The organism is Sulfitobacter sp. F26204 (assembly GCF_026410305.1).
In the GTDB taxonomy this organism is placed as follows: Bacteria; Pseudomonadota; Alphaproteobacteria; order Rhodobacterales; family Rhodobacteraceae; genus Sulfitobacter.
On the sequence record NZ_JAPMLQ010000002.1, the window covers coordinates 121,386 to 147,918 of the forward strand.

Here is a 26,533-nt window from a genome sequence, read left to right on the forward strand (position 1 = left end):
CCGCCTTTTTTATGGGTGTTTCCGCTCACAGATCTGTCATGTGGTGCCCCCACCATTGCGCTTGATTTCAGACCTGATAGCCTTTGGCCCAAATCAAATGAGGCAGTTGAAACATGTTCAAGAATGTCCTTACCGGCACTGCGGCCCTGATCTTGAGCGTCGCATGTATTCCTCAGGCCAACGCTCAATCCGTCGCAGGTGCCTATCTCGCCGGCCGCAACGCTGCCGTGCGCTCCGACTATAGTGCCGCAGCACGCTACTATGCCGAAGCGTTGAGCCGCGACAGCACGAACATCGAACTTATGGAAAGCACCGTGCTCGCCTATTTATCTTTGGGGCAGATCGAGAAAGCGGTGCCTTTGGCCCGTGTGCTGGAGCAAAAGAACGAAACCTCCCAAGTCGCCCGCATGGTGATCACGGCGGACCTGGCGCAAAACGAAAACTACAAGGCCTTACTGGCGCGAGAAAGCGATAGCGAGGGCATCGGCCCATGGGTGGATGGTCTGGTAAAAGCCTGGGCACATATGGGAGAGGGTGATGTCACCTCGGCCTTGTCTGCCTTTGATGCCTTGAGCAAAGAAGCAGGGATGCAAGGCTTTGTCATGTACCACAAAGCTCTGGCGCTTGCCTCTGTCGGCGATTTTGAAGGTGCCGAAGCGATCTTTGGTGCCGCGGCAGCGGGTGCAGCAGGACAGACCAGACGCGGTGTCATGGCGCATGCCGTGGTACTTGCGCAGCTTGAGCGACACGAGGAAGCGTTGACTGTGCTGCGAACGAGCTTTGGTGAGTCGACAGACCCCGAGCTGGATCAAATGATTGCGGCGCTGGAGGCGAAAACAGCTTTGCCCTTCGAACTTGTCCGCGATGCCAAGTCCGGCATTGCCGAGGTGTTCTTTACTTTCGCTGCTGTGTTGAAAAGCGAAACTGCGGGCGATTACTATGTCTTGCTCTATTCCCGCGTCGCGCGGTACTTGCGACCGTCACATGTGGATGCGCTGCTGTTGACAGCGGGGTTGCTGGAAAACCTTGGCCAGAACCAGTTGGCGATCGAGGAATACAAGGCCGTCCCGGCCGATGATCCTGCATTCCATGTTGCTGAGTTGGGGCGCGCCGATGCCTTGCGTCGTTCGGGCAAAGAAGATCAGGCGATTGAGGTTCTTGAACAATTGACGCGCAGTCATGGCGATCTTCCCGTCGTTTATTCTACTCTGGGCGATGTATTGCGGGGACAGGGCGATTTCCCTGCAGCCATTGCTGCATATGACAAAGCGATCGACAAGGTCGGCCAAACAGCCCGGCTGCGATGGGTGCTCTTTTATTCGCGTGGCATCGCGCACGAGCGTTCGGGGGATGAAGCGGCATCAGAAGCCGATTTCCGCGCCGCTCTGGCGATCAACCCCGAACAGCCACAGGTGTTGAATTATCTGGGCTATTCGATGGTGGAACAGAACCGCAATCTTGATGAAGCTCTGGACATGATAGAGCGCGCCGTCGCCGCATCCCCTGAATCAGGTTATATCGTCGATTCACTGGGCTGGGTTCTGTACCGTCTGAACCGGTACGACGAAGCTGTTGAGCACATGGAACGTGCCGTCGAATTGTTACCTGTTGACCCGGTGGTGAATGATCATCTGGGCGATGTCTATTGGGCCGTGGGACGGCATCGCGAGGCTGAATTCCAATGGAGCCGCGCATTGTCTTTCATCGACAAAGAAGACACGGACGGCGAAGCCGAGCCAAAGCGTATTCGACGCAAACTGGAAGTCGGGCTGGACGGTGTTTTGGTCGAAGAAGGCGCACCCCCTTTGAAAGCCAGCAATGACATCTGAGGTCTTTGCACCGGCCAAGGTAAATCTGACCCTGCATGTGACAGGCCAACGCCAGGATGGGTATCATCTAATCGATTCCATTGTGGCTTTTGCAGATGTCGGGGATCGCTTGTGGATTACGCCCGCACCGAAAACCTCAATTAAAGTGACCGGACCCTTTGCACAGGGTGTGCCTGTGGATGCAGGCAATCTGGTTTGGGCGGCGATGCAACTGGCGGGTAAAACGGCGCACATCGCAATTGAGAAAAACCTGCCGCATGGTGGTGGCATCGGTGGTGGCTCCTCTGACGCGGCGGCCATCCTGCGTCACTACGGCGTGAGGGAGAGGGCCGCATCACTGGGAGCGGATGTGCCGGTTTGCCTCGCCGCGTCAGCACAACGCATGCGTGGCATCGGAAATGATCTGTGTCTCATGTCTTCCTTGCCACCGGTCTATGCGGTTTTGGTCAATCCGGGGATTCATGTCGCTACAGCTGATGTTTTCAAGGCACTGCAGATCAGGGACAATCCACCGATGCCTCAGGATATACCTGCTTTTGAGACAAGCGTTGGTTTTATCGAATGGTTAAGACAGCAACGAAATGACCTGAAACCGGCGGCAATTGTGATCGCGCCCGAAATCGCCGGGGTTTTGGCGCAAATGGAGCAATGTCGCCAGATCGCGCTTGCCCGCATGTCAGGGTCGGGCTCAACCTGCTTTGGTTTATGCCAATCCAGAGAGGACGCAGTTGCTTCGGAAATACTTCTTGCGGAACGTCATCCCGATTGGTGGATACGTGCTTGTCGGCTTAGTTGATGCGGCTCACGACATAATCTGCAAGATCCAGCAGCATATCTTTGACCTCATGCGCCGGTAACGGTGCGAGGGCCCCTTTGGCCTTGTCAGCCCAGGTCAATGCATCTGCTTGGGTTGCTGCCAAGGCACCATGTTTGTTCATTAACATCAAAGCATGATCAAGGTCGTTCGTTTCCTGCCGTCCCTTTTCAATGGTGCGCTCCCAAAACGCACGTTCTTCGGCGTCCGCTTTTGCCACCGCCTTGATCATCGGCAGGGTCAGTTTGCGTTCTCGAAAATCATCGCCGACATTCTTGCCGGTTGCACCGGTTTGCCCTTGAAAATCCAACAGGTCATCGACGATCTGAAAGGCGATCCCCAAGGCATCGCCATAGTCGAACAGGGCTTGCACCTGCGCGTCTGGTGCATCGGCGATTACACCGCCTACCTCGGTCGCAGCCGAAAATAATGCTGCTGTCTTGCCGCGCACCACTTGCAGATAGGTGTTTTCATCCGTAGCCAGATTTTGCGCAGCAGTAAGTTGTAATACCTCTCCTTCCGCGATCGTTGCGGCGGCATTTGACAAAATTCTCATCACCCGCATGGATCCCGGTTCGGTCATCAACTGGAAAGAACGCGCAAACAGATAGTCCCCCACCAGCACCGAAGATTGGTTGTCCCAAAGCAGGTTGGCGGTGGGTCGCCCGCGCCGTTGTGCACTTTCGTCCACAACATCATCATGTAACAGGGTTGCCGTATGAATAAATTCAACCGTTGCAGCCAGATGGATATGATAGGGACCGGCATAGCCACACAAACGGGCCGCCGCCAACGTAAGCATCGGACGCAGACGTTTTCCGCCCGCCTCAACAAGATGTGCGGTCACTTCGGGGATGCGCGGTGCGTGTTTGGATGCCATCCGCTCGCGGATAAGTGACCCGACTTGCGCCAAATCATCTCTCAAATAGGCTGCAATCCGGTCATGCGGTTTCGCAATTGTATCAGTGTTCATCACGAGGATCCCATTTATCACCCCTCAATGAGGCTCGACAATCTGGCCGAACTGGCCCACACCTTTGATATGAAGGAACTTTTACGCACATCAGACATGACCGTCATCGCCTTTGCCCAAGCTCTTCTTCGGGGGGAGGATATAGCCTGCTTCGAGATGGACGTAAACATGAGCGTCCTCGAAGGCGGCATCGGAATTTTCCCACGTCGACTGATGGTGCATCCTGATGATCATGCAGCGGCACAAAAGGTTCTGCTGGACAACGATATTCCTCTGGGCTTGTGAGTGGTTCAGTCGATCCCACTGTGACCAAAGACGCCTTTCTCGGCGGCAAAGTGCATTTGTATCAGCCCCGGCACGGCTACCGGGCTGGCGTGGATGCGGTTCTTTTAAGCGCCTGCGTTCACGCGAAAAACGGCCAACGCGTGCTGGAATTGGGGTGCGGTGCCGGGGCTGCGATTCTTTGTCTTGGGGCCCGTATTCCAGGTCTGCGTCTGACAGGTGTCGAGCGAGATCCAACCTATGCGGCACTTGCCACCCGCAACGGAGGCAATGCGCTGGAGGTGATCGAGGCGGACTTATCTGCATTGCCGTTTTCCTTGCGTCAAAAACAATTCGACCATGTTTTGGCGAATCCGCCTTATTACGATCGCGAGGCCTCTGTCTCGTCTGGAAACGCGGCTCGTGAGGCGGCGCATGGGGCGCAAACGCCCCTGGCAATCTGGGTCAAAACCGCCGCGAAACGATTGGCTCCCAAGGGATACGCTCATTTCATCCATCTTGCAGAGCGACTGCCCGACATCCTTGCCGCCCTTCCCAACGGAATGGGCAGCGTCGAGGTCTTGCCGCTGGCCGCACGGGCGGGGCGGGCACCAGACAGAATCATCCTGAAGGCGCGTAAAAACGGCCGTGCTGCATTTAAGTTACATGCCCCTTTGATTCTGCACCAAGGCGATCGCCACACGCATGACGCAGATAGTTACGTTCCATTAGTGAAATCAATCCTGCGCGACGGGGCTGCGCTGCAGTTTTGAGTAATGTTAAGCGCTTCTTTACCGAAGACCGCGGTTTGCTGCGCGGCGGCGTGACAGAGTTGCCAAACTGTGATTCACTAAAGTCCTAAATCCATCAATGGAGGAATATATGTCTCTTAATGCACATCTGGAAACCCTCAAGCGCAAACATCAGGAAATGAGTGATGCGGTCGAACTAGCCCAGCGCGCACCGGGAATCGATGATCTGGAGGTTGCTACGATGAAAAAAGAGAAACTGAGGTTGAAAGAGGAAATCACACGACTCTCGAGCTGAGTTAATTCCTGACCCGGTCTGGTTCAGGTCGCGTCTATTTGAGACTTGCGCGTGCGGCAACCAATGCCCCACCCGCAATCAACAGCGCCGCCCAAAGTAACGTGTAACTTGGGGCGGCCACCCCCACCAGAACCAGAACAAGTGTTGACAAAAGAGGGGCCGCATAAGAGCTGGTGCCCAGAAGCTGGATGTCACCTTGTTTCACACCAATATCCCAAACAAAGAATGCCAATCCCACAGGGCCGAGCCCCAACCCAAGGATCGACGCCCAGCCTAGATAGGTAGCGGGCCAGACGGTCTCTTCAAATGCCAGATGCAAGGGCAGCGATAGTGCAGAGGTTGCAAGGCAGAAAATGGCGACAGTTGCTGTGGGCGCAGTACCGACCAAGCGGGACAAGACGGAATACCCCGACCAGGTGAGCGCGCAAAGAAATGCAAGCGCGTAACCCATCACGTAGGCAAAGGAAAAACCGTTGTCATTGCCCATGATGATCAATCCGGCACCTGTAAAACCGATTGCTGCGCCGATCAGGTGACCAACCTTCAGGCGCTCTCCTGGAAGCAAGCCGGAAAATATCACGATCAAAAGGGGCCATAAATAGGCGATTAACCCTGCCTGCGCAGGTGGTGCCAGTCGCAGTGCCGAAAAATAGAGCGCGTGATAGCCAAACAACCCTAATGTGCCAAACACATAAACCTTGAACGGAACAGTACGAAGGGCAGGCAAGGTGCCGGTTCCGGCTGCCCAGATCAGCCCGACTGTCCCGCCCATTGCAAAGCACAAGGTGTTCAGCAACAGCGGCGGAACCGGGGCGGAGCCAACCGTAAAAAGCGCCAGAAAGGCCCAGAGCAGCACAGCAACAAAACCAATAGCGGTCGCACGGTGGCGTGTCATAGGGCCTCTCCAATATGGTCATCGCTTCTGAGATATGAGCGGTTTTCTTGTTGTCCCACAGGCTGCGGTGTTTGGATGCACTAATCTGAGGCCGTTTTTCGGACCATTCGTGACATAAAAATCGAAACCGTGCAGCGATTTTTAGCGTGGCGTCTTTTAGCGAGGCGTCTTATGGGGTCATCAACGGCCTCTCCACCATATCCATGTTCATAAAAGCGGTGTCCCAACAGGACACCGATTCCCGCAGACACCGCATGATCTACCTTATACATCCGTAGACCTGTAGGAATTAGCAGGGTCATCCCAGCGTGAGTTGATCAATTTGTCCAATCGGACGGCAGGGCCAGAAAACCGATGGATTGGTCGTGATGATAACCGCTTGAGCCAGATTTTCCGGTATCAACTATCCAGCGGCCAGTTAGGGCCGCATCACCCTTGCCATCTGTCTTTTTAAATGGCACGGAAATACCCCTTGTCTGGGACATTACGATATCAGATCGCGACGTTGCTGTTGGCCGGCGCAAGGTCCGCCCGCTACCATGACGCTGCATCAGCAGGTCGATTTCAGGGTGGTCTTGAATTAATTCAAAAAAATCAAAGGGCGGCCCGGTAGGCCGCCCTTTGTCAAACAGTCAGTGCTTTATGAGAAATACTGAGCGCCGTTTGCCGAAATTGTCGAACCGTTGATAAAGCCAGCATCATCCGACACCAGAAACTTGACGGCACGGGCGATCTCTTCCGGTTCGCCCAAACGACCTGCAGGAATCTGTGCGATGATGCTTTCGCGCACTTTTTCCGGGACGGCCATGACCATGTCGGTGCCGATGTATCCAGGGCAAATCGCATTGGCCGTGATATTGGCGCGTGCGCCTTCCTGGGCGAGCGATTTCACAATGCCCAGATCACCGGCTTTTGTTGCGGCATAGTTAACCTGAGCGAATTGTCCTTTTTGACCATTGATCGATGAGATCACCACAATACGGCCAAACTTGCGTTCGCGCATGCCCGGCCAGATCGGGTGAATGGTGTTGAAGACGCCGGTGAGATTTGTATCGATGACTTCTTTCCATTGCTCTGGTGTCATCTTGTGGAATGGGGCGTCACGTGTGATGCCCGCATTCGCGACAACCACTTCCACCGGGCCCAGATCCGCTTCGACCTGTGCGATGCCGGCTTTGGAGGAGTCATAATCTGCGACGTTCCACTTGTAGGTTTTGATGTCAGTTTCGGCGGTAAAGGCTGCTGCTGCTTCATCATTGCCTGCATAGGTAGCGGCAACAGTATATCCTGCTGCTTTGAGTTCTTTGGAAATGGCTGCGCCGATGCCTCGGCTGCCTCCGGTTACAAGTGCGACGCGAGACATAAGCTTCCTCCTGTAGGCAATGTTATTGCGATTCTAAACGTGGGTACGCAATTATATTGCGCACCCAGTCTGTTTTAGGGCCGCTCGAGGCACATGGCAACACCCATACCGCCACCGATGCAAAGAGTTGCCAGACCTTTTTTCGCTCCGCGACGCTTCATTTCGAACAAAAGGGTGTTCAGAATGCGGGCACCGGAAGCCCCGATTGGATGCCCGATGGCGATGGCACCACCGTTGACGTTCACGATTGCCGGATCCCAGCCCATATCCTTGTTTACTGCGCATGCCTGCGCGGCAAAGGCTTCGTTGGCTTCGACCAGATCAAGGTCTTCTGCTTTCCACCCGGCTTTTTCCAGGGCTTTGCGCGAAGCATAGATCGGACCAACCCCCATGATAGACGGGTCAAGGCCGGCAGTTGCATAGGATGCAATACGTGCCAGCGGCTCGATCCCGCGCTTTTCGGCTTCTTCTGCAGACATCAAAAGGGCACCGGCTGCGCCATCGTTCAGGCCGGATGCGTTTGCTGCCGTTACCGATCCGTCTTTGGTAAAGGCAGGGCGCAGTTTCTGCATGGCTTCCATTGTTGCGCCGTGACGAATGTATTCATCGGAATCGACGATCGTATCTCCCTTGCGGCCCGACACGGTGAAAGCGGTGATTTCGTCCACGAATTTACCGGCCTTTTGTGCGGCTTCCGCCTTGTTCTGGGATGCGACGGCAAACTCGTCCTGCTGCTCGCGGGTGATTTGCCATTTATCTGCTACATTCTCGGCGGTTTGACCCATGTGATAACCATTGAAAGCGTCCCACAGACCGTCCTTGATCATCGTGTCGATCAGTTTCATGTCGCCCATTTTCTGGCCGGCCCGCACGTTCTGGGCGTGGGCGGACATTGACATGTTTTCCTGACCACCAGCAGCCACGATCGACGCATCCCCAAGTTGGATATGCTGCGCGCCAAGCGCAATGGCACGCAGGCCGGAACCACACACCTGATTGATCGACCAAGCTGCGGATTCCTGTGGCAGTCCTGCGTTAATATGGGCCTGGCGGGCCGGGTTCTGGCCCTGTGCAGCCGTCAGAACCTGACCAAGAATGGTCTCGGAAACGTCTGATGCCTCTACACCAGCACGTGCAACAAGTTCTTTCAAAACAGCAGCGCCCAGATCATGGGCGGGGGTTGTGGCAAACGACCCTCCAAAGCTGCCGACAGCAGTACGTGCAGCGGATGCGATGACGACGTTGGTCATAAAGATGTATTCCTCTTTCAATTGGCAGGGGAAGTTGTTGTCGTCCGCACAGGAATGTACAGGTCGACTCCTCTGCCTTCTACAAGTGGTCATACATTATGCGCGACTTTGCAGCAACAAAGTTGGGTAAGGCCTACGCCTGATCAGAACATCAGGATTGATGCGCCTGGCCTTCGGAAATTCGCCAGCGGATTACCCTGCCCGTGCTTTGTTTGACCGCAGCCAATCGGGTTGAATGGTCGGCGCACCAAAGTGATAGCCTTGCAGGCAATCCACCCCCATCTGCGTCAAAAGCGCGGCATCAGCACTGTTTTCGACCGACTCAGCCACTGTCAGCATGTCGAACTGTTGCGCAATCGAAATCAGGGCGGCAGTGATCACACGGTTGTCGGGATTGTGCTTGACGTTGCGAATGAACTGGCCGTCAATCTTGAGGATGTCAAAAAAGAAGTCCTTGAAATATCTGATGGCAGTATAGCCCGCTCCGAAATCATCCAGGGCAAAGCACACGCCATGCGGTTGCAGTTCATCCATGAAATCAACAACCAATTCCGGCACCAGCATTGCGGAACTCTCAGTAATCTCAAGGATCAAGCGATCACCAACCGTCGCGTCCTGGCGTAGATGCCGGTGCAGCAATTTGTTCCATGCACCGTAACCGATTGAGCGGGCGGACATGTTGATTGACAGGCGCAAATTCGGATTTGCCTGCAGGGCCTGCAAACCCATGCGCAGGGCAAGCACATCAATCTCGCGCCCCAATTCGGTTGTTTCAATCGTTGGCATGAAATTGCGTGCCGGAATCACGCGGCCGGTGGCATCAAGGACCCGGATCAATCCTTCGTAAAAGCCGACCTTGGTTTGGTCACTGGCACGCATCACTGGCTGGTAAGCGAGCAAGGTCTGTTTATGGGCAATCGCTTCGCTCACCATATCCAGTGTGCTTTGATCGCGTTGCGTAACAGCATAGTTCAAGGGGTTGTCGGCACCCGCAGGAACATCAGCAAAACGGCGTTTGGAACGGCTGACCACGGCACTTCCTTCTCTGGTACAGAGGTCAACATGACGGCATAAGTGATAAGAGCGGGTTAAACTGTTGATTTGGATAAAAGTGAAATGAACCTGGGAACAGGTGCTACGGAGTGGGTATGGAACGTTGCGGCTGGGCGGGATCAGAGCAGATTTACAAGGATTATCATGACACTGAGTGGGGCGTGCCGGAATATGACAGCCGCGCCCTGTGGGAAAAGCTGATTTTGGACGGATTTCAGGCGGGGCTGAGCTGGATCACGATCCTTAAAAAACGTGACAATTTTCGCGAAGCCTTTGAAGGGTTTAATCCGAATGTGATTGCGCAATGGGGCAAAGATGACGTGCAGCGGTTGCTTGGCAATGCCGGCATCATCCGCCACCGCGGCAAGATCGAAGCGACGATCACCAACGCCCGCGCCTGGCAAAGAGTCGAACAGCGTGTGGGTTTTGACCGGTTCATGTGGGATTATGTCGGCGGTAAACCGCTTCAGAATGCATGGCCGACGCTGGCGGATGTGCCGCCCAGAACGGCCCTGTCCGAACAAATATCAAAGGACCTAAAGAAAGAGGGTTTCAAGTTTTGCGGCCCTACTATTGTCTATGCCTGGATGGAGGCCTGTGGACTCGTGAATGATCATTTGGTGACCTGCCCGCAACGCGCTGAATGCGCTCGGATGGCACGGCAAATTTGACCTTGGATAGCGTCGTTAGTTGTTGTCCTTGGTGTCGCCCGTTGGATTTGGTGTCGGATTGCTTGGGCGGCTCAGGATGTAGGTCGCGGCCCCCAGAAGGCAGATGAATTGAATAGTCAGGACGATGGTTTTGACACCCATCGTGATGCTGATCAGGAGGGCAAATATCATCATGCCCACTGCCACGATCTTGTAGCGTGGCGCGATTGCCCCGTTCTCGCGCCAATCTGAAATGATCGGGCCAAAGAACGCGTGGTTCTCCAACTTCGCCGCCAAACGGGGGGAGCTTTTGGCGAAACAGAAGGCGGCGAGAATGACCAAAGGTGTCGTTGGCAGGATCGGCAAGACGGCGCCAATGATACCCAGGGCCAGCGAAAGCCCACCAGCCATCAACCAGAGCGGCTTTCCCAGCGTGGATGCAGTGTGGCGTATTCTTTTCATTGGCTTGTTCTTTGCATAAGGCTGCGCGCAAGGGAACATGCGTTTTCGACGCAAACGCAACTGACGTGCATCGGCCAGTTTCATTTCCTTCAGTGAAGTACCTGGGGTGAATCTCCATTGACTCCGCCACAATGCCCCGTATAAGCGCGCATTCATTGGTGTTGGTGGCCCTCGCAAGAGGATGCCTGTCGGGGTTCGCCCAGAGGACAACGCCCTTTACCGCCCGCGTGGGCCACTAAAAGGAGAACAGCCGTGACAAAACGCACCGCTGCCAAGCATAAAATTGATCGCCGTATGGGCGAAAACATCTGGGGCCGTCCAAAGTCACCAGTAAACCGCCGCGATTATGGCCCTGGCCAGCATGGTCAGCGCCGCAAGGGCAAGCTTTCCGATTTCGGTATCCAGTTGCGCGCCAAGCAGAAGCTCAAGGGCTACTACGGCGACCTGACCGAAAAACAGTTCCGCCGCATCTACAGCGAAGCTGAACGTGTCAAGGGTGATACAGGTGAAAACCTGATCGGTCTGCTGGAGCGTCGCCTGGACGCGGTTGTTTATCGCGCCAAGTTCGTGGCAACTGTATTTGCCGCGCGTCAGTTCGTGAATCATGGCCATGTCAAGGTGAACGGCCGCAAGGTAAATATCCCGTCTTACCGCGTAAAGGAAGGTGACGTCATCGAAGTGCGTGACCGTTCCAAGCAGATGGTCGCCTTGCTCGAAGCCACTCAACTGGCCGAGCGTGACGTGCCTGATTATATCGACGCGGATCATTCCAAGATGACAGCAACCTTCACGCGCACACCTGCGCTGGGCGATGTCCCTTATCCAGTGATGATGGAACCCAACCTCGTCGTGGAATTCTACGCGAAGAACTAAGTTTCTTCAGAAATTCCGACCCAATCAAGGGCTGCGACGGGAAACCGCCGCAGCCTTTTGCTTTTGTGGCTGGTGGTGGTTAGGTCACGTCGCTAAAACACGGTAAAATCGAAGACAGGACGCGAAGATGACACAGATCTCCCCGCAACCGGGTATAATGGACATCACACTCTATCAAGGTGGCGCAGCAAATGTGCCAGGGCTTGAAAACGTGGTCAAACTGTCCTCGAACGAAAACCCTTTGGGGCCTTGCGACGCTGCGGCCGAGGCGTTTCGCCGCGCGTCCTATAGCCTGCACCGCTATCCGTCTTCCGATCATGCACCGCTGCGCAGGGCGATAGGCGAGGTGCTGGACCTTGACCCAGATCGTATCATCTGCGGTGCCGGATCGGATGAGATCATCGCCTTCCTCTGTCAGGCCTATGCAGGACCAGATACCGAGGTGGTCCATACCGAACACGGGTTTGGCATGTACCGGATCAACGCGCTGGCGGCAGGTGCGACACCGGTCGAAGTGAAGGAACGCGAACGCGTAACAGATGTCGATGCCTTGCTGGCCGCCTGCACCGAAAAAACCCGTCTGGTGTTCATGGCCAATCCGAACAATCCGACCGGCACGATGATTGGTACCGCAGAGGTGGCCCGTCTGGCTGCTGGACTGCCTCAGGGCGCATTGCTGGTGCTTGATGGTGCATATGCGGAATATGTCGAAGGCTATGATGGCGGAGCGGCGCTTGTCGACTCGCGTGACAATGTGGTGATGACGCGGACTTTCTCGAAAATCCACGGTCTTGGCGGATTGCGCATCGGCTGGGGCTATGGTCCGAAACATGTGATCGACGTACTGAACAGGGTCCGCGGACCTTTCAACGTGTCTCAGGCTGCGTTGAATGCCGCCGAGGCCGCGATCCGTGATACGGCATATCTTGCCCATTGCAGAGTCGAAAATGCGCGCTGGCGCGGGTGGATGGCCGATGCGCTCGCAGAAATCGGTGTGCCATCGGACGTGTCCTGTACCAATTTTGTGCTTGCCCGCTTTGCCAGTGCGCAAGAGGCAAGTGACTGCAATGATCACTTGACGGCGCAGGGGTTGTTGGTGCGCCCTGTTGGCAGTTACAAACTTCCCCAGTGCCTGCGCATAACTGTCGGGGACGAGGCAAGCTGTCGTCGTGTCGTTCATGTCATTCGCCAGTTCAAGGAGGGACCGGCAGATGACACAAATCTATGACCGCGTTGCGCTTGTTGGCCTGGGGTTGATCGCATCTTCGATGTTTTGGGCGATCAAACGTGGCGGCCTTGTCGGTGAGGTCTCCGGATATGCTCGTTCGCCAGAAACACGCAGGAAAGCTCGCGAAATTGGCCTGTGTGACCGCGTTTGCGAAACCGTAACCGAAGCAGTGAAAGACGCTGATCTGGTCATCCTGTGTGTTCCGGTAGGTGTCATGGGCGCAGTCGCCGCTGAGATTGCACCGGCGTTAAAAGCGGGCGCCACCGTCAGTGATGTGGGTTCGGTCAAGGCGGATGTCATTGCGCAGGTCGGGCATGAGTTGCCGTCAAACGTACATTTTGTGCCTGCGCACCCGCTTGCCGGTACTGAGCATTCCGGCCCGGAATCCGGCTTTGCCGAACTCTTTGATAACCGTTGGACCTTGATCGTCCCGGTTGAAGGTTCGGACCCTGCCGCCATCTCGAAACTGCGCCAGCTTTGGGAGGGTATGGGGGCCAATGTCGATGAAATGGACGCGGAACACCACGATTTGGTGTTGGCCGTGACCAGCCATGCACCCCACTTGATTGCCTATACCATGGTTGGTGTGGCCGATGACCTGCGCCGCGTTACTGACAGCGAAGTAATAAAATATTCTGCGGCGGGTTTTCGCGATTTCACCCGTATTGCCGCCTCGGATCCGACCATGTGGCGCGACGTCTTTCTGTCGAACAAGGACGCCACACTTGAGATTCTGGGGCGGTTTACCGAAGAGTTGTTTGCATTGCAAAAGGCGATACGCGACGGCGACGGTGACCACCTGCACAGCTATTTCACCCGCACGCGGGCCATTCGGCGCGGCATTATCGAGGCAGGTCAGGATACAGCAGCTGCAAACTTCGGGCGAGGTGGCGCGGCGCCGAAGTGATTCGACCACTCACATTCGCGGTCTTTCTGGCCACTGCACAGGGCGCTCTCGCGGCCGATCCCGCGGTATCCCTGCGACCGGTACCAAGGGGCGGGCAGGTGGCAGAACAACCCGTGACACTGGAACCATCTGGTGCCATCGCCCAGCCTGCTCAAAGTGCCCCGCAAAAAGCCGCTAAAAACAAGGGCGGCCTGTTCTCATCACTGCGTCCCTTGTTTCGTACTAACGCGGTCGCCCGCAGGGGTCGTGCTCAAAGGCAGTTGTTGGCCAAGGGTGCCGTTTGCGGCGATGTCGCCATCCAGGGCGAGCGTTTGGGACGCGTGACCGGAAAATTGCGCGGATGTGTGATCGAGGATGCGGTGCGTGTGCGATCGGTATCCGGCATTGGCCTGAGCCAGAAATCCGTAATGGATTGTGGCACCGCATCTGCGCTCAAGACCTGGTTGGAAGGATCGGCCAAGCCGGCCCTGGCCAAGCAGGGAGGCGGATTGCGCAGCATTCGTGTGGCCGCACATTACGCTTGCCGATCGCGCAATAATCAAAAAGGGGCCAAGCTGTCGGAGCATGGCAAGGGCCGCGCCATCGACATTTCGGCATTTCGTCTGGCAAACGGGAAAGAGATCACCGTCCTGAAAGGATGGAACGCCGGACGCTATTCCAAGGCGATGCGGCGCATGCACAAAGGCGCTTGCGGACCGTTCGGCACGGTGCTGGGACCTCATGCCAATCGTTTCCATCTGGACCATTTCCATTTTGATACAGCCCGCTACCGCTCAGGGCATTATTGCAAATAACTAACGCAAAATCAGGCGCGGGGCGGGTCCCAAGGGGATGGACTCCAGAAACATGTCTCCCTGTACAAACCTGAAATCCATGTCCAGCGTCGCCGGATCACCCCCGAGGTTGGCCATTGCATTCAACATGACCTCTGCCTGGGCCCCCATATTCTGCGAGATCAGGCCACTGCGCGTGACCAGATCAAATAGATCCCGCCAGTTTTCGACCAGAATACTGATCTGTCCGTCGGGAACGCCCTGTTCGTCAACACGAAGATTCCCTTGCAAACTCACCCGCACAGACCCCCATTCGGCCTTGGCCTGTTCAATCTGTATCTCTTGCAATCGCGGGCGGTGGGTTTCCACCGTGAAACGATCAATCGGGCGATCAAGAACGGCGGTACCCTCTGCAAGGAAAACCTCAAACCCCAATGGCCAATCAAAAGGAAGACCAAGCGCAGTGCGGATCATCCCACCGGGAACCAGATGGCTCGCATCGAGCGTAAAACGATAGGTGCGTGGCGAGTTCAGTTGCATCACATCGGCGCTGAAATACTGACCCTGCATCAGATTGCCCTGTGGCAGATCCACTGTCCATGGGCCACTGCTGGCGCTCAGTTGTTCCAATTGAAGTCTGGTGCCGGGATGCAGGCCAATGGCAGCTTGTCCTTCTGTGGTGCGCAAGGTGAATGTGATACCCTTGTTGGTAAACTGCACGGGGGATCGGGGCAGAAAAACGGTGACATCGGCAGGCCAATAGGAAGGCGCATTGATCCGCAAGCTCTGTGTCGTTCCGGCAAGGCCAGAGGACGGGTTGGCAATGGCGATACCTTCAATCTCCACCTCAAACTTTGCGGGGAAACCGCGGGTCTTGAGTGATTGAATCTCGGCTTGCCAACCTTCGGCGCGGCGGTCTTGCATCCATTGGGTTATGTTCCCGGACAGGGCATTGGCGGCCAGTAGCCACCAAGCCCCCCAGACCACGGCGAGTATCGTCATACTCAAAACCAGCTTATGCACCCTCAAGACCCCTTTATCTCATCGCTGAGATGGGGTTTACCGATGATGGGAAAAAAGGACCAGCGTGATGGCAATGTGGGTATTTGGGTATGGGTCTCTCTTGTGGAACCCCGGATTTGAAATCGCCGAAAGCGTGGTCGCGCGGTTGCCCGGATACGCGCGATCGTTCTGCATGCGTTCGATCCATCATCGCGGCACGGAACAACAACCGGGTTTGGTGCTGGCCCTTGACGAAAAACCACAACACGCATGTACGGGCATGGCCCTGCGCGTGTGTGACGGGTGCGAAGACGAAACATTGGCCTATTTGCGTGAGCGCGAGTTGATCTCTTCTGCATATATCGAGAAAATCCTCGATGTTACCCTCGCGGATGGCCGTCAGATTCAAGCCGTCGTCTATGTGATTGACGAAAACCATGATCAATATTGCGGTGGCCTGCCCTTGGAAGAACAGGCCCAGATCATCGCAAATGCGATTGGCAATCGTGGGCCGAATACTGAATATCTATATAATACGGCTGATCATTTGCGCACTGTCGGGTTACAGGATGCGGAACTGGATTGGCTGCATACCCGTGTCAAAGCGATTGCAGGATAAAACCTTGGTAAACTGTGGCGTTTTCAGTGTAATCTTTGCTCAGAGCAGACAAATCGGGTCAGGAGTAACGGCCTAATGGCGCAAATAGAGCGCACAGAAAGACCTCAGTTTTCCCAACCGGTACGTCAGATTTCCCTGATGTTGATCGTGTTGGGTCTGACAGGTTTCGGCGCGTTTCTGGCGTTGCCGTCGGTGTATCCGATATTTGCGGCCAACCCCTATTTGAATGGCGTGATCATCCTGGTGTTTTTCATCGGTGTTCTGGCCTGCTTCTACCAGGTATTCCAACTTATCGGTTCGGTGCGCTGGATCGAGAATTTTGCCTCTGACACACCGGACCCTGAAACAGTGGCCCCGCAATTGTTGGCCCCGCTTGCATCGCTTTTGCGCACGCGCGGCGCGCGGATGCAGGTTTCTGCGACCTCGACGCGCTCCATACTGGATTCCGTTTCAACACGGATCGACGAAGCCCGCGAAATCACACGATACATCGTCAATATGTTGATTTTCCTTGGCCTTTTAGGGACTTTCTATGGGCTGGCCACAACAGTTCCTGCCGTGGTCGACACAATCCGAAGCCTTGCCCCTGCCGAGGGCGAAGATGGCGTCGACGTCTTTGGTAAACTGATGACCGGTCTCGAGGCGCAATTGGGTGGCATGGGCGTGGCCTTTGGCTCATCCTTGCTTGGGCTTGCCGGTTCATTGGTTGTCGGTTTGCTTGAATTGTTCGCAGGTCACGGTCAGAACCGCTTTTATCAGGAACTTGAAGACTGGCTCAGTTCGATCACCCGCGTCGGCTTCAGCGCAGGCGAAGATGCGACCGGGGAACAGGCGGCCATGGCGGGTGTTCTTGATCATATGTCCGAACAGATGATCGAACAGATGGAAGGGTTGCGCGGGTTGTTCGCGCAATCCGAAACAGGACGGTCCGTTGTGGATGAAAAGCTCGGCAAACTTGCTGATGCAGTGGATCGTATGACCGAACGCATGGAAAAGGACGATACCGCAACTTCTGCGCTTGATCGGATCGCGGAGGGGCAGGAGCGCCTGATTACCACGCTTGAAGCCCATAGCAGCGATGGTATGGACGCAGAAAGCCGAATGCGCCTGCGCTCGATAGATGTGCAGATGTTGCGGATTCTGGAAGAAATATCTGCAGGGCGTCAGGAAACGATGGCCGAACTGCGCCAGGATATCTCCCTGTTGGCCAAGGCATTGTCCGGCCCCCGTCCCATCGTCCCCCTGCGCCGAAACCGAACCCCAGAAAATCCGGGTGGAGGGGAGCGCTAAATGGCTCTTTCCCGCCGTACAGGCACGCGGTTCCAAAGCTCGATCTGGCCTGGTTTTGTGGATGCAATGACAGGTCTGTTGCTGGTTCTGATGTTTGTCCTGACGATCTTTATGGTTGTTCAGTTTGTCCTGACAGAAAGAATTACCGGCCAGGAAACCGAGTTGAATACACTGTCCGAAGAGGTCGAGGCGCTTGCCCGCGCTCTTGGGATGGAAGAAACCGACAATGCCCGGCTTGAGGCCCGGCTGGGTGCATTGAACGCCTCTTTGCAGTCTGTTCAAAACCAGGCCTCCGAACAGGAGGCGCTGATCGCCAGATTGACCGCACAACGCGACAGTCAGGCAGCGGAAATCGAAGCAGCTACCGGCAAAATCACAGCATTTGAAGCGCAGGTCGCAGGATTGTTGGCCTCACGGGAACGCGATGCTGCAGCCATCTCGCAACTTGAGTCCCGGGAGGCAGAACTTGTCAGCGATCAAGCGGCATTGAACCTTGCACTTGCGTCAGCGCGGACGGAAATAGATGCCCAGCAAGAGGCAGCACGACTGGACGCAGCGCGGCGTGAAGCACTGAATGCGCTTGTCGAAGACTTGCGGGCTGAGAATGCGCAGATTGAAACCCAGGTTGCCACGCTTCAGGGGCAAATCGAAACAAGTGCAGAGGCGCTGAATGCGAAAGAAGCCGCACGTCTGGCCGAAGCCGCCGCAGCCGAGGCATTGCGTGCCCGTTTGGCAGATGCCGATACCGAACTGACCGCGATGACCCTGGCGCTGGAAGCGCAGCGCAAAGAAGCTGAAGAGACATTGACGCTGCTGGCCGCAGCCCGTGCCGTTCAGGGCGATCTGGACGCCGAACTTGCCAGGGCCTTGATACAACTGGAAACAGCAGAACAGGCAATGCAGAGCGGCACCATAGCGAAGAACGATCTCAGAGAGGCAAATGCAGAGATTGTGCGGCTCCAATCGGAACTACAGGCGCAACGGACAGCCGCTGAGGTGGCGGCGCAAACCGGTGCAGAGGTACAAGGTTCGCTGGTTGCTGCCCAACAGGAACTCACCCAACTGCGATCAGAACTCGCGGCTCAACGCGCCGCTGCAGAAACGGCCGCACTCACAAAATCCGAAGTCCAGGATTCGTTAGCGGGGGCACAGCAGAAATTGGCCGAACTCCGCGCAGAAGTTGCAACACAAGAAGCCGCCGTCGCTGATTTGGCCGCCGACCGCGAGACACTTCGCGCGCGTCTGGCCGCTGCTGTCGCCGCACGGCTTGCAGCCCAAACCCAGGTGGAAGACCAGAGCACGCAGGCAGACACTCAAAAGGCGCTTCTCGCCGCGGCCCGCTCTGCATTAAGCGAGGAAAAAGCCACCAGTGCAAAAGCACAACGTCAAACCGAATTGTTGAACCAGCAGGTCGCCGCTTTGCGCATGCAATTGGGAAACCTGCAATCCCTTCTGGATGAGGCAGAAGCACGTGATCTAGCCAACCAGGTTGAACTGCAATCCTTGGGGTCGGATTTGAATACCGCACTGGCACGTGTAGCGGCCGAGCAAAGCCGTCGGGCGAAACTGGAAGCGGCAGAACGGGCCCGGCTAGAGGCCGAGGCAAAGATCCTGAAAGCTGAAACCAAGGATCTTGAACAATACAGATCAGAGTTTTTTGGCCGGTTGCGCGATGTTCTGGGCAAACAGGAAGGTGTACGGATCGAAGGCGACCGTTTTGTGTTTTCCTCAGAGGTATTGTTTCCCCCCGGTGGCGCGGTTCTGTCGCTCGAAGGTCGAGGTGAAATTGCCAAGGTCGCCGACATCCTGCGCTCTGTCGCTGGGGACATCCCCGAGGGGATCGACTGGGTTATTCGGGTCGACGGGCATACCGACAATGTACCGCTCTCCGGTGTTGGAGAATTTGCCGACAATTGGGAGTTGAGCCAGGCGCGGGCGTTGTCCGTGGTCAAATATATGATCAATTTTTTGGGTATCCCGCCGGACCGGTTGGCTGCAAACGGATTTGGTCAATATCAACCGGTTGCTTTGGGGGATAGTGACGCCGCACGGGCGCAGAACCGGCGGATTGAACTGAAATTCACCGAAAAATAGCCCGAGAATAGACTATTCGATGGAAATCTCGGTTTCCTGTCTGCTGATCTCGACACCGTTGCGCAGCAAGGTCGCCGTGCCGGTATAGGTGCCTGCCGGCCAGTCCTCATGACGGCGCAGACGTTTCCCGACAGCACGAAATGCCTGTGCATGTCTGCGTTTCAACCGGCGCTCTTCGGTCAGGACCACGCCGCTGGGGCCCTTGATCTCTAACCGGACAACGTCATCCTTTTGCGTGCCAAAACTGAACCCGTAGACAACAAGCGCAGGAGCGGTCACCGACAGCGTCGTGGCCGCGGCAATGCCGGCTTTGACATCCGCATATTCCGGCAGGCTGTCGTTCAACCCGACATCGACAATGCCGCCGGGTTGGTAGGGCGGTGTTTCAGCCCAGAGACTGCTGTCGCCGGGGCTGTCACAGGTAAGCCTGCCGTCAGGATCAAAAGGATCTACCGGCTTACCCCCCTTGCGCACCGACAGATGCAGGTGCGGAAATTCCGCGCGGCCCGATAGGCCGATCTGACCCAGGATGTCGCCCGCCTTGACGCTCTGGTCGTTGCGAATGTTGATCGATCCCTGTTTCATGTGGCAATATTGGGTTTCCCACCCGCCAGGATGCACCAGCACCACGCCGTTGCCGCATTCCTTGCCTTCCATCGCGGCGGCTGTTTCCTTGCTGTATCCTGTGTCCGGCATGCCATCGCGAAAGCCACGTACGCGTCCGTCCGCAGCGGCCAGGACATTAACACCCGCTTCCATAGCCATGCGCGTGGGCAAGGCAAAATCCGTTCCTTTGTGGCCATCATAGCTAAGTGCGGCACAGTGGAAATCGCGAAAACCCTCACCGGGGTCGCGGTCCATGAATTGCTGGATATAGCAGCTGTCGCCCAGAACACAGTCAACGGGGAAGTGCAGGGTCAACCCCTCTGCCATGGCGGTGCAGGCAAAGGGGAAAGACAGGGCCAGCAGGCCCTGCCTGATCATTCGGCTGTCAAAAGCGGTGGCTTGTCACCTGACAACTGGCGCTTTTCATGATCAAGGATGGTCAGGTCAAGCTCGCCTTTCTTGACGCCAACTTTGACAACACCACCCTTGGCCAGCTTGCCGAACAAGAGTTCTTCAGCAAGCGGTTTCTTGATGTGTTCCTGAATGACACGCCCCAGGGGTCGTGCACCCATTTTGTCGTCATATCCTTTGTCAGCCAGCCACTCAGCAGCCTTCTTGGAAAGCTCAAAGGTGACGTTTCGGTCCATCAACTGCGCCTCGAGCTGTAGCACGAATTTTTCGACTACTTGCAGGATCACTTCTTTTGGCAGCGCAGCGAAAGAGATGACAGCATCCAATCGGTTACGGAATTCCGGCGTGAACGTGCGTTCGATCGCCGCTGTATCCTCGCCCGTGCGGCGGTCGCGGCCGAAACCGACGGCTTCTTTCGCCTGTTCAGAGGCCCCCGCATTGGAGGTCATGATGATCACCACATTGCGGAAGTCCACCGTGCGTCCATTGTGATCGGTCAGTTTGCCGTGGTCCATCACCTGTAGCAGGATATTGTAGACATCTGGATGGGCCTTTTCCATTTCGTCCAGCAAGAGCACACAATGCGGATGCTGATCGACACCATCGGTCAGCATGCCACCCTGGTCAAAACCAACATAGCCCGGAGGCGCACCAATCAGTCGGGAAACCGCGTGTTTTTCCATATACTCGGACATGTCAAACCGCAAAAGTTCCACACCCAGTGTATCCGCCAATTGTTTGGCGACTTCGGTCTTGCCCACACCGGTTGGCCCGGCGAACAAATAGTTGCCGATGGGTTTTTCTGGTTCGCGCAGGCCGGCGCGGGCCAGTTTGATTGCCGAAGACAATGCCTCGATCGCCTTGTCCTGGCCAAAGACCACCCGTTTCAACGATGCTTCAAGATCTTTCAGGACGACAACGTCATCCTTGCTGACAGTCTTGGGTGGGATGCGGGCGATTTTGGCTACAACGCCTTCAATCTCCTTGATGCCGATTGTCTTGCGTCGTTTGGAGGCGATGACAAGATGCTGGGCAGCGCCGGCTTCATCGATCACGTCAATAGCAGAATCGGGCAGCTTGCGGTCGTTGATATAGCGCGCGGCCAGTTCCACAGATGTCTTGATGGCATCCGATGTGTATTTGACGGAATGGTGATCTTCGAAATAGGGCTTCAGTCCCTTGAGAATTTTCACCGCATCTTCGACCGAGGGTTCATTCACGTCGATTTTCTGGAAACGCCGCGCAAGGGCGCGGTCCTTTTCGAAATGCTGGCGGAATTCCTTGTAGGTGGTTGATCCCATGGTGCGCAGTTTGCCACCAGCGAGCGCGGGTTTCAGCAGGTTTGAGGCGTCCATAGCGCCGCCTGATGTTGCCCCGGCACCGATAACAGTGTGGATTTCGTCGATGAACAGCACTGCGTCGTCGTGGTCTTCCAATTCGGTTACAACCGCCTTGAGGCGTTCCTCAAAATCACCGCGATAGCGGGTGCCAGCCAGCAATGCGCCCATGTCGAGCGAGAAGATGGTCGTGTTCTCAAGCACCTCCGGCGTTTCACCTGCCACAATCTTGCGGGCCAGACCTTCGGCAATTGCTGTCTTGCCTACGCCGGGATCACCCACCAAAAGCGGGTTGTTCTTGCGTCTGCGGCACAGCACCTGAATGCATCTTTCGACTTCGTCGTCCCGTCCAATCAGGGGGTCGATGCCCCCCTCACGCGATTTGGCGTTCAGATCGATGCAATATTTTTCAAGCGCGGTCTCTTTCTTTTCGCCCTCGGTAACCCCCTGGGTTTCCTCTTCGTGCTCCGGTGCACCGGCGACGGGACGTGCTTCGCCATAGGCGGGGTCTTTGGCGACACCATGCGCGATGTAATTGACCGCATCATAGCGCGTCATTTCCTGTTCCTGCAGAAAATAGGCCGCGTTGCTTTCACGCTCGGCAAAGATCGCGACCAATACATTCGCGCCCGTCACTTCCGTGCGGCCCGAGGATTGTACATGGATCGCGGCGCGTTGGATCACCCGCTGGAACGCGGCTGTTGGCACGGCTTCGGACCCGTCAATGTCTGTGACAAGATTGCTAAGATCCTCGTCGACAAACTCAACCAATGTTCCGCGCAACTCGTCCACATCCACAGAACAGGCTTTCATGACCTGTGCTGCATCCGGTTCATCAATCAGCGACAAAAGCAGATGTTCCAAGGTTGCGAATTCATGTCGCCTTGCATTGGCAAGGGCCAATGCAGAATGGATCGCCTGCTCAAGTGTATTTGAGAATGAAGGCACCTGCGTGCTCCTTATCCTGTGGGCCGGTGGGGAACCTGCGGGATAACAGGGCCTCTATCCGACCATGGCCTCTTAGTATTAGAGTTTGGTTGATCGTGGCTGCTCTTCAAGCATTTTCTTGAAAAAACCGATCACAAATCTCTCATCCGTGGTATTTTGCTCATGTGAGGTTATCAAAAATCGTCTTTTCGTTTGCGGATTTCCGTGAAAACTTCTGCGTCCGAGGCGGTTTGCATCCTTAACGTCGCGCGGAGCCCCGGATCGGCAGGGCGCAGAAAAGGATTGGTATCTAGTTCGGTCCGAAGTGTTGAGGGCACCGTGGGTATCCCCTTGGCGCGGGCTTCGTCAATGTCGTTGGCCCTTGATATAAGAGCGGCGTTGCCCGGATCAACCGTCAGAGCAAATTTGGCATTGGAGGCGGTGTATTCATGACCGGAACATATCAATGTTTCGGGGGGCAGGGTCATCAGTTTTTGCATCGATGTCCACATCTGTTCCGGGGTTCCTTCAAACAGCCGCCCACAGCCTAGCGCCATAAGACTGTCAGCGGTAAAACACGCACCAGCGCCCGCAACATAAAAGGCAATATGGCCAAGAGTATGACCAGACACGTCGAAAATCTGGGCCTTTAACCCGCCCAGTGTGACGGTATCTCCCTCGGAAACTGCCAGATCCAGGTCGGGCAGCCGGTGTGCATCTGCCTTGGCTCCGACAACCTTTGCGGGATGATCGGATAACAAATCCGCCAATCCGTCGACGTGATCCCAGTGGTGATGGGTCAGCCAAACCTGAGTCAGCCTCCAACCTCTTTTTGCCAGTTCCGCCTTGATCGGGGCAGCATCGGGCACATCAATCACCGCCACTTCACCCGTATCGCCGTCGCGCAGCAAGAAGGCGTAATTGTCGGACAGGCAGGGTATGGTGACCAGATCAAAGGGCATGGCGGAATTCTCATCTGTTGCTATGTTTGGCCAGACTGACACCGTAGAGGCTGACCTGCAATGCACCTTGATGTGCAAGATCTGCGCAATTTCTATTACCGTAGCGCGCTCGGCCGTGCGGCGCAGAAAAGCCTGCGCGACAGGATGCTAGAACTTTGGCCAGAAGCAAAGGGGCAAACTGTTGTCGGTTTCGGCTTTGCCGCACCCTTGTTGCGCCCCTACCTGAAAGAGGCCAAGCGCGTGCTGACCTTGATGCCGGGGCCACAGGGGGTAATGCCCTGGCCGGCGGGACTTCCGAATACCTCCGTGCTGACCGAGGAAACGCTGTGGCCGATCGAAACCGGGCGTGTGGACAAACTTGTTCTGCTGCACGGACTTGAAACCTGCGAACGCCCTTCGGATCTGCTTGAAGAATGTTGGCGGGTTTTGGGTCCTGGTGGCAAAGCCCTGTTCATCGTGCCGAACCGCGCGGGGCTTTGGGCGCGACGCGACAAGACGCCCTTTGGATACGGCAGGCCCTATTCGCCCAGTCAATTGGACATGCAGTTGAAGAAACACCAGTTCTTGCCGGAACGGCAACTGGGCGCTTTGTTCCAGTTTCCGTCACAACATCGGATCTGGATGAAATCCGCAGGGTTGTTTGAACGGGTCGGGCGGCGTGTGCCCGCCATTGTTGCCGGCGGTGCCTTTATGGTCGAGGCGACCAAGCTGGTCTACCCGCCCAAGGCGACCCGTGTGCCGGAGCGAAAGCGGGTCAATGTGTTAAAGGGCTTGGCGGAACCCGCTGTGGGGCGGCGTTTACAACCTTGAACGCCATTCTCTTGGCCGATACACGCTCAACCGCCCAGTTGCGGTCGCATCGCCTGGTAAATGACGGCAGTGGCGACGTTTGCCAGATTGAGAGACCGGACAAGAGGGTTGCGCATCGGCAAGCTGAACACACGATCCTGCATGCCTTCCAGTATTGTCATCGGCAAGCCGGCGGATTCACAGCCGAAAACCAGATAGGCATCGGGTTTGTAGGTCGGATCGTACACTGTCTGATCACCGTGCTCTTCAAAGAAATACAGGCTGTCACGAGGAGGTTTGCGATCCTCCAGGAAATCCTCCCAGGTGTCGAATTCAGTTAGGTGCACATGTTTCCAGTAGTCGGTTCCGGCACGTCGCACCGATTTTTCATCAAGTGAAAATCCGTAAGGCTTGATCAGGATCAATTCCAGGTTCAAGGCAACACAAGTGCGCCCGATGGCACCTGTGTTGAACGGAATTTCCGGGGTGACCAATACCAGTTTCATGTGCGGATCAGACATCGGGGGATCAGGCTTTCTATGGCGCAGGCGCAATAGGGCCGCCCATGGCCCCTGTTAACCCGATCGAGGGGCATACCACAACGTCAAGCGGTCCTTTTGGAATAGCGATGGGCAGGACGGGATAGGTCGGGGAGTTGCTGCGAGCAAGCGGTCTGCGTTGCCAAACGACAGCGCAGACCATGTCCCATGGACCAGCCAGGGCCAATCAGCCGCCGAAAAACGAACCGAAGCTAAAAGGTGAAGCGAAGGCGTCGTTTTCGGAACCGTCTTCGTCATCAGGTACGACATAGCCTGCGTCGTTTGTAGGTTCACCTTCGGACGTCCAGTCTATGTTGCTGGTGATGTTTGGATTGTCATTGACGAAGTTGGTGATCAGTAGTTCATAAGCACCTTCTTCGACGCTGCCCTCGTTAAGAACAACGGAATCTTCTCCAAGGTAGATTTCAGCGACGATAATACCATCCTGGATCTGGCCATTGTCTGTCTCCTTGAAGGCATCAATCGCACTTTGCGATATAGCGGTCAGGTTCGAGGGCGTGTGGATGATGTATACGGTTTTGCTCGATGAATTGTCTCCGTCTGCGCGGTCTTCGCTTTCTTCGGTGATCATGTGCAGATTGCCCGGTATTTCTCCGTTGAACTCAAAATGCAGCGTATCAGCCGGATTGCTGAGGTCGATTTTTGAGAAATGAACGCCGATCTGGTCGAAATCAATGTTCAAGATAATGTCGGTGGACCCGCTGAACTCCTTGTTCTCAGTGATTGATGTGCGTTGGGCGCCGGCGCTGTCGGTTTCAACCACGGTATCGGATACGATTTCGCCTTCAGGCCCTTGAATATCGCTGTTCAGGCTCGCGATTACTGCTGTGGTATCTTCGCTGTAATTAATCTGAAACGTATGTTCATAGTCGAAATTAACAGCAATCGCATTGGGACCATCAGTGGGTTCAACGGTAAAGGCAGGCTCGCCCGTCGTTTCGCTATTGGCATTCTCGGTCATTACCAGCGTATCGTCGGTTTCATTGTCACCGGCATCGGTAACTGTCACAAGGTTTACCGGTTCGCGGGCTTCCATAGCCGCAATGGCGCGTTGTTCTGCCAAGACCAATGGATCACGGTATTCCTCGCCCATGGGAGGCCGGACCACTTCGGTCTCTGCCGCGGTTTCGTCTTCTTCTGCAGGTGTTTCCGCATCCGATTCTTGATCAAGGTCGCCGGTCACATTTTCTACAGGGTGCCCAGGGTCAGTTTCGCCGGCATCAACAGGGTCGTCGATCGGGGGGGGGAGATCATCGGTTGCGCTGCCGGGGGCGTTAGGGTTCCCATGGGTGATCTCATAGTCGTCCTGACCTTGATCAGCCTGATCCATATCAGTGACATCGTCATCACCACCCGCAGCCATTGCGACGAAACCGATCGACAAAAGCGACAAAAAACCTATTGCAAACATCCTGTTCGTCCTTACTTGCTCGACTTGCGCCACATCGGGGCTGTTTGAATCTAATTGATCCTTTTTGACGGGGGACTTTGGCGGCAATAGGGCGAAAGACGGCGACAGCGCGGCAAATTTCGTATTATTGTTTCACTAGAACTTGCA

The 26,533-nt window shown here is 55.7% G+C and carries 27 protein-coding genes; 14 read left to right on the forward strand and 13 right to left on the reverse strand.

Annotation, left to right across the window (positions count from 1 at the left end; all coding sequences use genetic code 11):
* The first annotated feature begins 113 nt into the window (after positions 1-113).
* Both OS190_RS04460 and OS190_RS04465 read left to right on the forward strand, forming a co-directional pair.
* Positions 114-1,829 carry a tetratricopeptide repeat protein gene (locus OS190_RS04460; protein ID WP_267157466.1) on the forward strand — a complete coding sequence of 572 codons (1,716 nt, stop codon included), beginning with the start codon at positions 114-116 and terminating at the stop codon, positions 1,827-1,829.
* Positions 1,819-2,625: a 4-(cytidine 5'-diphospho)-2-C-methyl-D-erythritol kinase gene (locus OS190_RS04465; protein WP_267157467.1), complete on the forward strand. Its 807-nt coding sequence runs from the start codon at positions 1,819-1,821 to the stop codon at positions 2,623-2,625. Before OS190_RS04460 ends, OS190_RS04465 begins: the two co-directional genes overlap by 11 nt.
* Here the strand turns inward: OS190_RS04465 and OS190_RS04470 are convergent.
* The gene (locus tag OS190_RS04470) at positions 2,618-3,616 is read right to left on the reverse strand and encodes a polyprenyl synthetase family protein (RefSeq protein WP_267157468.1); all 999 of its coding nucleotides are present in this window, start codon (positions 3,614-3,616) and stop codon (positions 2,618-2,620) included. The two genes, OS190_RS04465 and OS190_RS04470, sit on opposite strands and share 8 nt — an antisense overlap.
* Positions 3,617-3,685: 69 nt before the next feature.
* On the opposite strand from OS190_RS04470, the gene OS190_RS04475 reads away from it, so the two are divergent.
* The 3 genes from OS190_RS04475 (at position 3,686) to OS190_RS04485 (ending at position 4,924) form a co-directional block, all read left to right on the forward strand.
* Entirely contained in the window at positions 3,686-3,901 is a 216-nt protein-coding gene (locus tag OS190_RS04475) for a putative signal transducing protein (RefSeq protein ID WP_267158294.1), read from the forward strand.
* Between the two features lie 20 nt (positions 3,902-3,921).
* The gene (locus OS190_RS04480; protein WP_267157469.1) at positions 3,922-4,650 is read left to right on the forward strand and encodes a tRNA1(Val) (adenine(37)-N6)-methyltransferase; all 729 of its coding nucleotides are present in this window, start codon (positions 3,922-3,924) and stop codon (positions 4,648-4,650) included.
* Between the two features lie 109 nt (positions 4,651-4,759).
* Complete coding sequence (locus OS190_RS04485; protein ID WP_267157470.1) at positions 4,760-4,924, forward strand: YdcH family protein; 165 nt, start codon at positions 4,760-4,762, stop codon at positions 4,922-4,924.
* A 34-nt stretch (positions 4,925-4,958) separates the two neighbouring features.
* Here the strand turns inward: OS190_RS04485 and yddG are convergent, their stop codons facing one another.
* From yddG to OS190_RS04510, 5 genes are all read right to left on the reverse strand, one after another.
* A complete protein-coding gene (yddG, locus tag OS190_RS04490; RefSeq protein ID WP_267157471.1) occupies positions 4,959-5,819 on the reverse strand; it encodes an aromatic amino acid exporter YddG in 861 nt (286 codons plus the stop codon).
* A 317-nt stretch (positions 5,820-6,136) separates the two neighbouring features.
* On the reverse strand, positions 6,137-6,280 hold the full coding sequence (locus tag OS190_RS04495; protein WP_267157472.1) for a hypothetical protein: 144 nt from the start codon (positions 6,278-6,280) through the stop codon (positions 6,137-6,139).
* Positions 6,281-6,459: 179 nt separating this feature from the next.
* Positions 6,460-7,182: an acetoacetyl-CoA reductase gene (gene phbB, locus OS190_RS04500; protein WP_267157473.1), complete on the reverse strand. Its 723-nt coding sequence runs from the start codon at positions 7,180-7,182 to the stop codon at positions 6,460-6,462.
* Between the two features lie 74 nt (positions 7,183-7,256).
* Positions 7,257-8,432 carry an acetyl-CoA C-acetyltransferase gene (locus tag OS190_RS04505; RefSeq protein ID WP_267157474.1) on the reverse strand — a complete coding sequence of 392 codons (1,176 nt, stop codon included), beginning with the start codon at positions 8,430-8,432 and terminating at the stop codon, positions 7,257-7,259.
* Between the two features lie 192 nt (positions 8,433-8,624).
* A complete protein-coding gene (locus OS190_RS04510; protein ID WP_267157475.1) occupies positions 8,625-9,464 on the reverse strand; it encodes an EAL domain-containing protein in 840 nt (279 codons plus the stop codon).
* A 116-nt stretch (positions 9,465-9,580) separates the two neighbouring features.
* Here OS190_RS04510 and OS190_RS04515 point away from each other — a divergent pair, with 116 nt between their 5' ends.
* Positions 9,581-10,156 carry a DNA-3-methyladenine glycosylase I gene (locus OS190_RS04515; RefSeq protein WP_267157476.1) on the forward strand — a complete coding sequence of 192 codons (576 nt, stop codon included), beginning with the start codon at positions 9,581-9,583 and terminating at the stop codon, positions 10,154-10,156.
* A gap of 15 nt (positions 10,157-10,171) precedes the next feature.
* Here the strand turns inward: OS190_RS04515 and OS190_RS04520 are convergent, their stop codons facing one another.
* Entirely contained in the window at positions 10,172-10,597 is a 426-nt protein-coding gene (locus OS190_RS04520; RefSeq protein WP_267157477.1) for a YbaN family protein, read from the reverse strand.
* A gap of 252 nt (positions 10,598-10,849) precedes the next feature.
* Here OS190_RS04520 and rpsD point away from each other — a divergent pair, with 252 nt between their 5' ends.
* The 4 genes from rpsD to OS190_RS04540 all read left to right on the forward strand — a co-directional run bounded on the left by rpsD (position 10,850) and on the right by OS190_RS04540 (position 14,399).
* A complete protein-coding gene (gene rpsD / locus OS190_RS04525; RefSeq protein WP_267157478.1) occupies positions 10,850-11,470 on the forward strand; it encodes a 30S ribosomal protein S4 in 621 nt (206 codons plus the stop codon).
* A gap of 127 nt (positions 11,471-11,597) precedes the next feature.
* Positions 11,598-12,698, forward strand: coding sequence for a histidinol-phosphate transaminase (gene hisC, locus OS190_RS04530; RefSeq protein ID WP_267157479.1), 1,101 nt, complete (start codon positions 11,598-11,600; stop codon positions 12,696-12,698).
* Positions 12,682-13,605, forward strand: a complete 924-nt coding sequence (locus OS190_RS04535; RefSeq protein WP_267157480.1) for a prephenate/arogenate dehydrogenase family protein — start codon at positions 12,682-12,684, stop codon at positions 13,603-13,605. Before hisC ends, OS190_RS04535 begins: the two co-directional genes overlap by 17 nt.
* Complete coding sequence (locus tag OS190_RS04540; RefSeq protein ID WP_416237380.1) at positions 13,605-14,399, forward strand: extensin-like domain-containing protein; 795 nt, start codon at positions 13,605-13,607, stop codon at positions 14,397-14,399. The genes OS190_RS04535 and OS190_RS04540 overlap by 1 nt, the downstream gene beginning before the upstream one ends.
* On the opposite strand, the gene OS190_RS04545 is transcribed toward OS190_RS04540, so the two are convergent.
* Positions 14,400-15,380 (reverse strand): DUF2125 domain-containing protein, encoded by a 981-nt coding sequence (locus OS190_RS04545; protein WP_267157482.1) that lies wholly within the window; start codon positions 15,378-15,380, stop codon positions 14,400-14,402.
* Between the two features lie 88 nt (positions 15,381-15,468).
* Between OS190_RS04545 and OS190_RS04550 the strand changes: the two genes are divergently transcribed.
* The 3 genes from OS190_RS04550 (at position 15,469) to OS190_RS04560 (ending at position 19,383) form a co-directional block, all read left to right on the forward strand.
* Positions 15,469-15,999 carry a gamma-glutamylcyclotransferase gene (locus tag OS190_RS04550; protein WP_267157483.1) on the forward strand — a complete coding sequence of 177 codons (531 nt, stop codon included), beginning with the start codon at positions 15,469-15,471 and terminating at the stop codon, positions 15,997-15,999.
* A 75-nt stretch (positions 16,000-16,074) separates the two neighbouring features.
* The gene (locus tag OS190_RS04555; RefSeq protein WP_267157484.1) at positions 16,075-17,289 is read left to right on the forward strand and encodes a biopolymer transporter ExbB; all 1,215 of its coding nucleotides are present in this window, start codon (positions 16,075-16,077) and stop codon (positions 17,287-17,289) included.
* Positions 17,290-19,383 carry a peptidoglycan -binding protein gene (locus tag OS190_RS04560; RefSeq protein WP_267157485.1) on the forward strand — a complete coding sequence of 698 codons (2,094 nt, stop codon included), beginning with the start codon at positions 17,290-17,292 and terminating at the stop codon, positions 19,381-19,383. It abuts the gene before it with no gap.
* 12 nt (positions 19,384-19,395) lie between these two features.
* Here the strand turns inward: OS190_RS04560 and OS190_RS04565 are convergent, their stop codons facing one another.
* From OS190_RS04565 to gloB, 3 genes are all read right to left on the reverse strand, one after another.
* Positions 19,396-20,367, reverse strand: a complete 972-nt coding sequence (locus OS190_RS04565) for a peptidoglycan DD-metalloendopeptidase family protein (RefSeq protein WP_267157486.1) — start codon at positions 20,365-20,367, stop codon at positions 19,396-19,398.
* Positions 20,364-22,685, reverse strand: coding sequence for an ATP-dependent Clp protease ATP-binding subunit ClpA (gene clpA, locus OS190_RS04570; protein ID WP_267157487.1), 2,322 nt, complete (start codon positions 22,683-22,685; stop codon positions 20,364-20,366). Before clpA ends, OS190_RS04565 begins: the two co-directional genes overlap by 4 nt.
* A gap of 173 nt (positions 22,686-22,858) precedes the next feature.
* Positions 22,859-23,626 (reverse strand): hydroxyacylglutathione hydrolase, encoded by a 768-nt coding sequence (gene gloB / locus OS190_RS04575; protein ID WP_267157488.1) that lies wholly within the window; start codon positions 23,624-23,626, stop codon positions 22,859-22,861.
* A 60-nt stretch (positions 23,627-23,686) separates the two neighbouring features.
* Here gloB and OS190_RS04580 point away from each other — a divergent pair, with 60 nt between their 5' ends.
* Entirely contained in the window at positions 23,687-24,436 is a 750-nt protein-coding gene (locus OS190_RS04580) for a methyltransferase domain-containing protein (protein ID WP_267157489.1), read from the forward strand.
* Between the two features lie 26 nt (positions 24,437-24,462).
* On the opposite strand, the gene OS190_RS04585 is transcribed toward OS190_RS04580, so the two are convergent.
* Complete coding sequence (locus tag OS190_RS04585) at positions 24,463-24,921, reverse strand: tRNA (cytidine(34)-2'-O)-methyltransferase (RefSeq protein WP_416237371.1); 459 nt, start codon at positions 24,919-24,921, stop codon at positions 24,463-24,465.
* Between the two features lie 220 nt (positions 24,922-25,141).
* Entirely contained in the window at positions 25,142-26,386 is a 1,245-nt protein-coding gene (locus tag OS190_RS04590; RefSeq protein WP_267157491.1) for a hypothetical protein, read from the reverse strand.
* Positions 26,387-26,533: the final 147 nt, after the last annotated feature.

Bases quoted from the DNA above. Each gene is read 5' to 3' on its own strand.
- OS190_RS04545 (WP_267157482.1), bottom strand. From the start codon at position 15,380: ATGACGATACTCGCCGTGGTCTGGGGGGCTTGGTGGCTACTGGCCGCC.
- OS190_RS04585 (WP_416237371.1), bottom strand. From the start codon at position 24,921: ATGAAACTGGTATTGGTCACCCCGGAAATTCCGTTCAACACAGGTGCC.
- hisC (WP_267157479.1), top strand. From the start codon at position 11,598: ATGACACAGATCTCCCCGCAACCGGGTATAATGGACATCACACTCTAT.
- gloB (WP_267157488.1), bottom strand. From the start codon at position 23,626: ATGCCCTTTGATCTGGTCACCATACCCTGCCTGTCCGACAATTACGCC.
- OS190_RS04560 (WP_267157485.1), top strand. From the start codon at position 17,290: ATGGCTCTTTCCCGCCGTACAGGCACGCGGTTCCAAAGCTCGATCTGG.
- OS190_RS04590 (WP_267157491.1), bottom strand. From the start codon at position 26,386: ATGTTTGCAATAGGTTTTTTGTCGCTTTTGTCGATCGGTTTCGTCGCA.
- OS190_RS04520 (WP_267157477.1), bottom strand. From the start codon at position 10,597: ATGAAAAGAATACGCCACACTGCATCCACGCTGGGAAAGCCGCTCTGG.
- phbB (WP_267157473.1), bottom strand. From the start codon at position 7,182: ATGTCTCGCGTCGCACTTGTAACCGGAGGCAGCCGAGGCATCGGCGCA.
- OS190_RS04565 (WP_267157486.1), bottom strand. From the start codon at position 20,367: ATGATCAGGCAGGGCCTGCTGGCCCTGTCTTTCCCCTTTGCCTGCACC.
- OS190_RS04465 (WP_267157467.1), top strand. From the start codon at position 1,819: ATGACATCTGAGGTCTTTGCACCGGCCAAGGTAAATCTGACCCTGCAT.
- OS190_RS04535 (WP_267157480.1), top strand. From the start codon at position 12,682: ATGACACAAATCTATGACCGCGTTGCGCTTGTTGGCCTGGGGTTGATC.
- OS190_RS04555 (WP_267157484.1), top strand. From the start codon at position 16,075: ATGGCGCAAATAGAGCGCACAGAAAGACCTCAGTTTTCCCAACCGGTA.
- OS190_RS04475 (WP_267158294.1), top strand. From the start codon at position 3,686: ATGAAGGAACTTTTACGCACATCAGACATGACCGTCATCGCCTTTGCC.
- OS190_RS04505 (WP_267157474.1), bottom strand. From the start codon at position 8,432: ATGACCAACGTCGTCATCGCATCCGCTGCACGTACTGCTGTCGGCAGC.
- OS190_RS04580 (WP_267157489.1), top strand. From the start codon at position 23,687: ATGCACCTTGATGTGCAAGATCTGCGCAATTTCTATTACCGTAGCGCG.
- OS190_RS04460 (WP_267157466.1), top strand. From the start codon at position 114: ATGTTCAAGAATGTCCTTACCGGCACTGCGGCCCTGATCTTGAGCGTC.
- OS190_RS04485 (WP_267157470.1), top strand. From the start codon at position 4,760: ATGTCTCTTAATGCACATCTGGAAACCCTCAAGCGCAAACATCAGGAA.
- OS190_RS04515 (WP_267157476.1), top strand. From the start codon at position 9,581: ATGGAACGTTGCGGCTGGGCGGGATCAGAGCAGATTTACAAGGATTAT.
- yddG (WP_267157471.1), bottom strand. From the start codon at position 5,819: ATGACACGCCACCGTGCGACCGCTATTGGTTTTGTTGCTGTGCTGCTC.
- OS190_RS04470 (WP_267157468.1), bottom strand. From the start codon at position 3,616: ATGAACACTGATACAATTGCGAAACCGCATGACCGGATTGCAGCCTAT.
- OS190_RS04550 (WP_267157483.1), top strand. From the start codon at position 15,469: ATGGCAATGTGGGTATTTGGGTATGGGTCTCTCTTGTGGAACCCCGGA.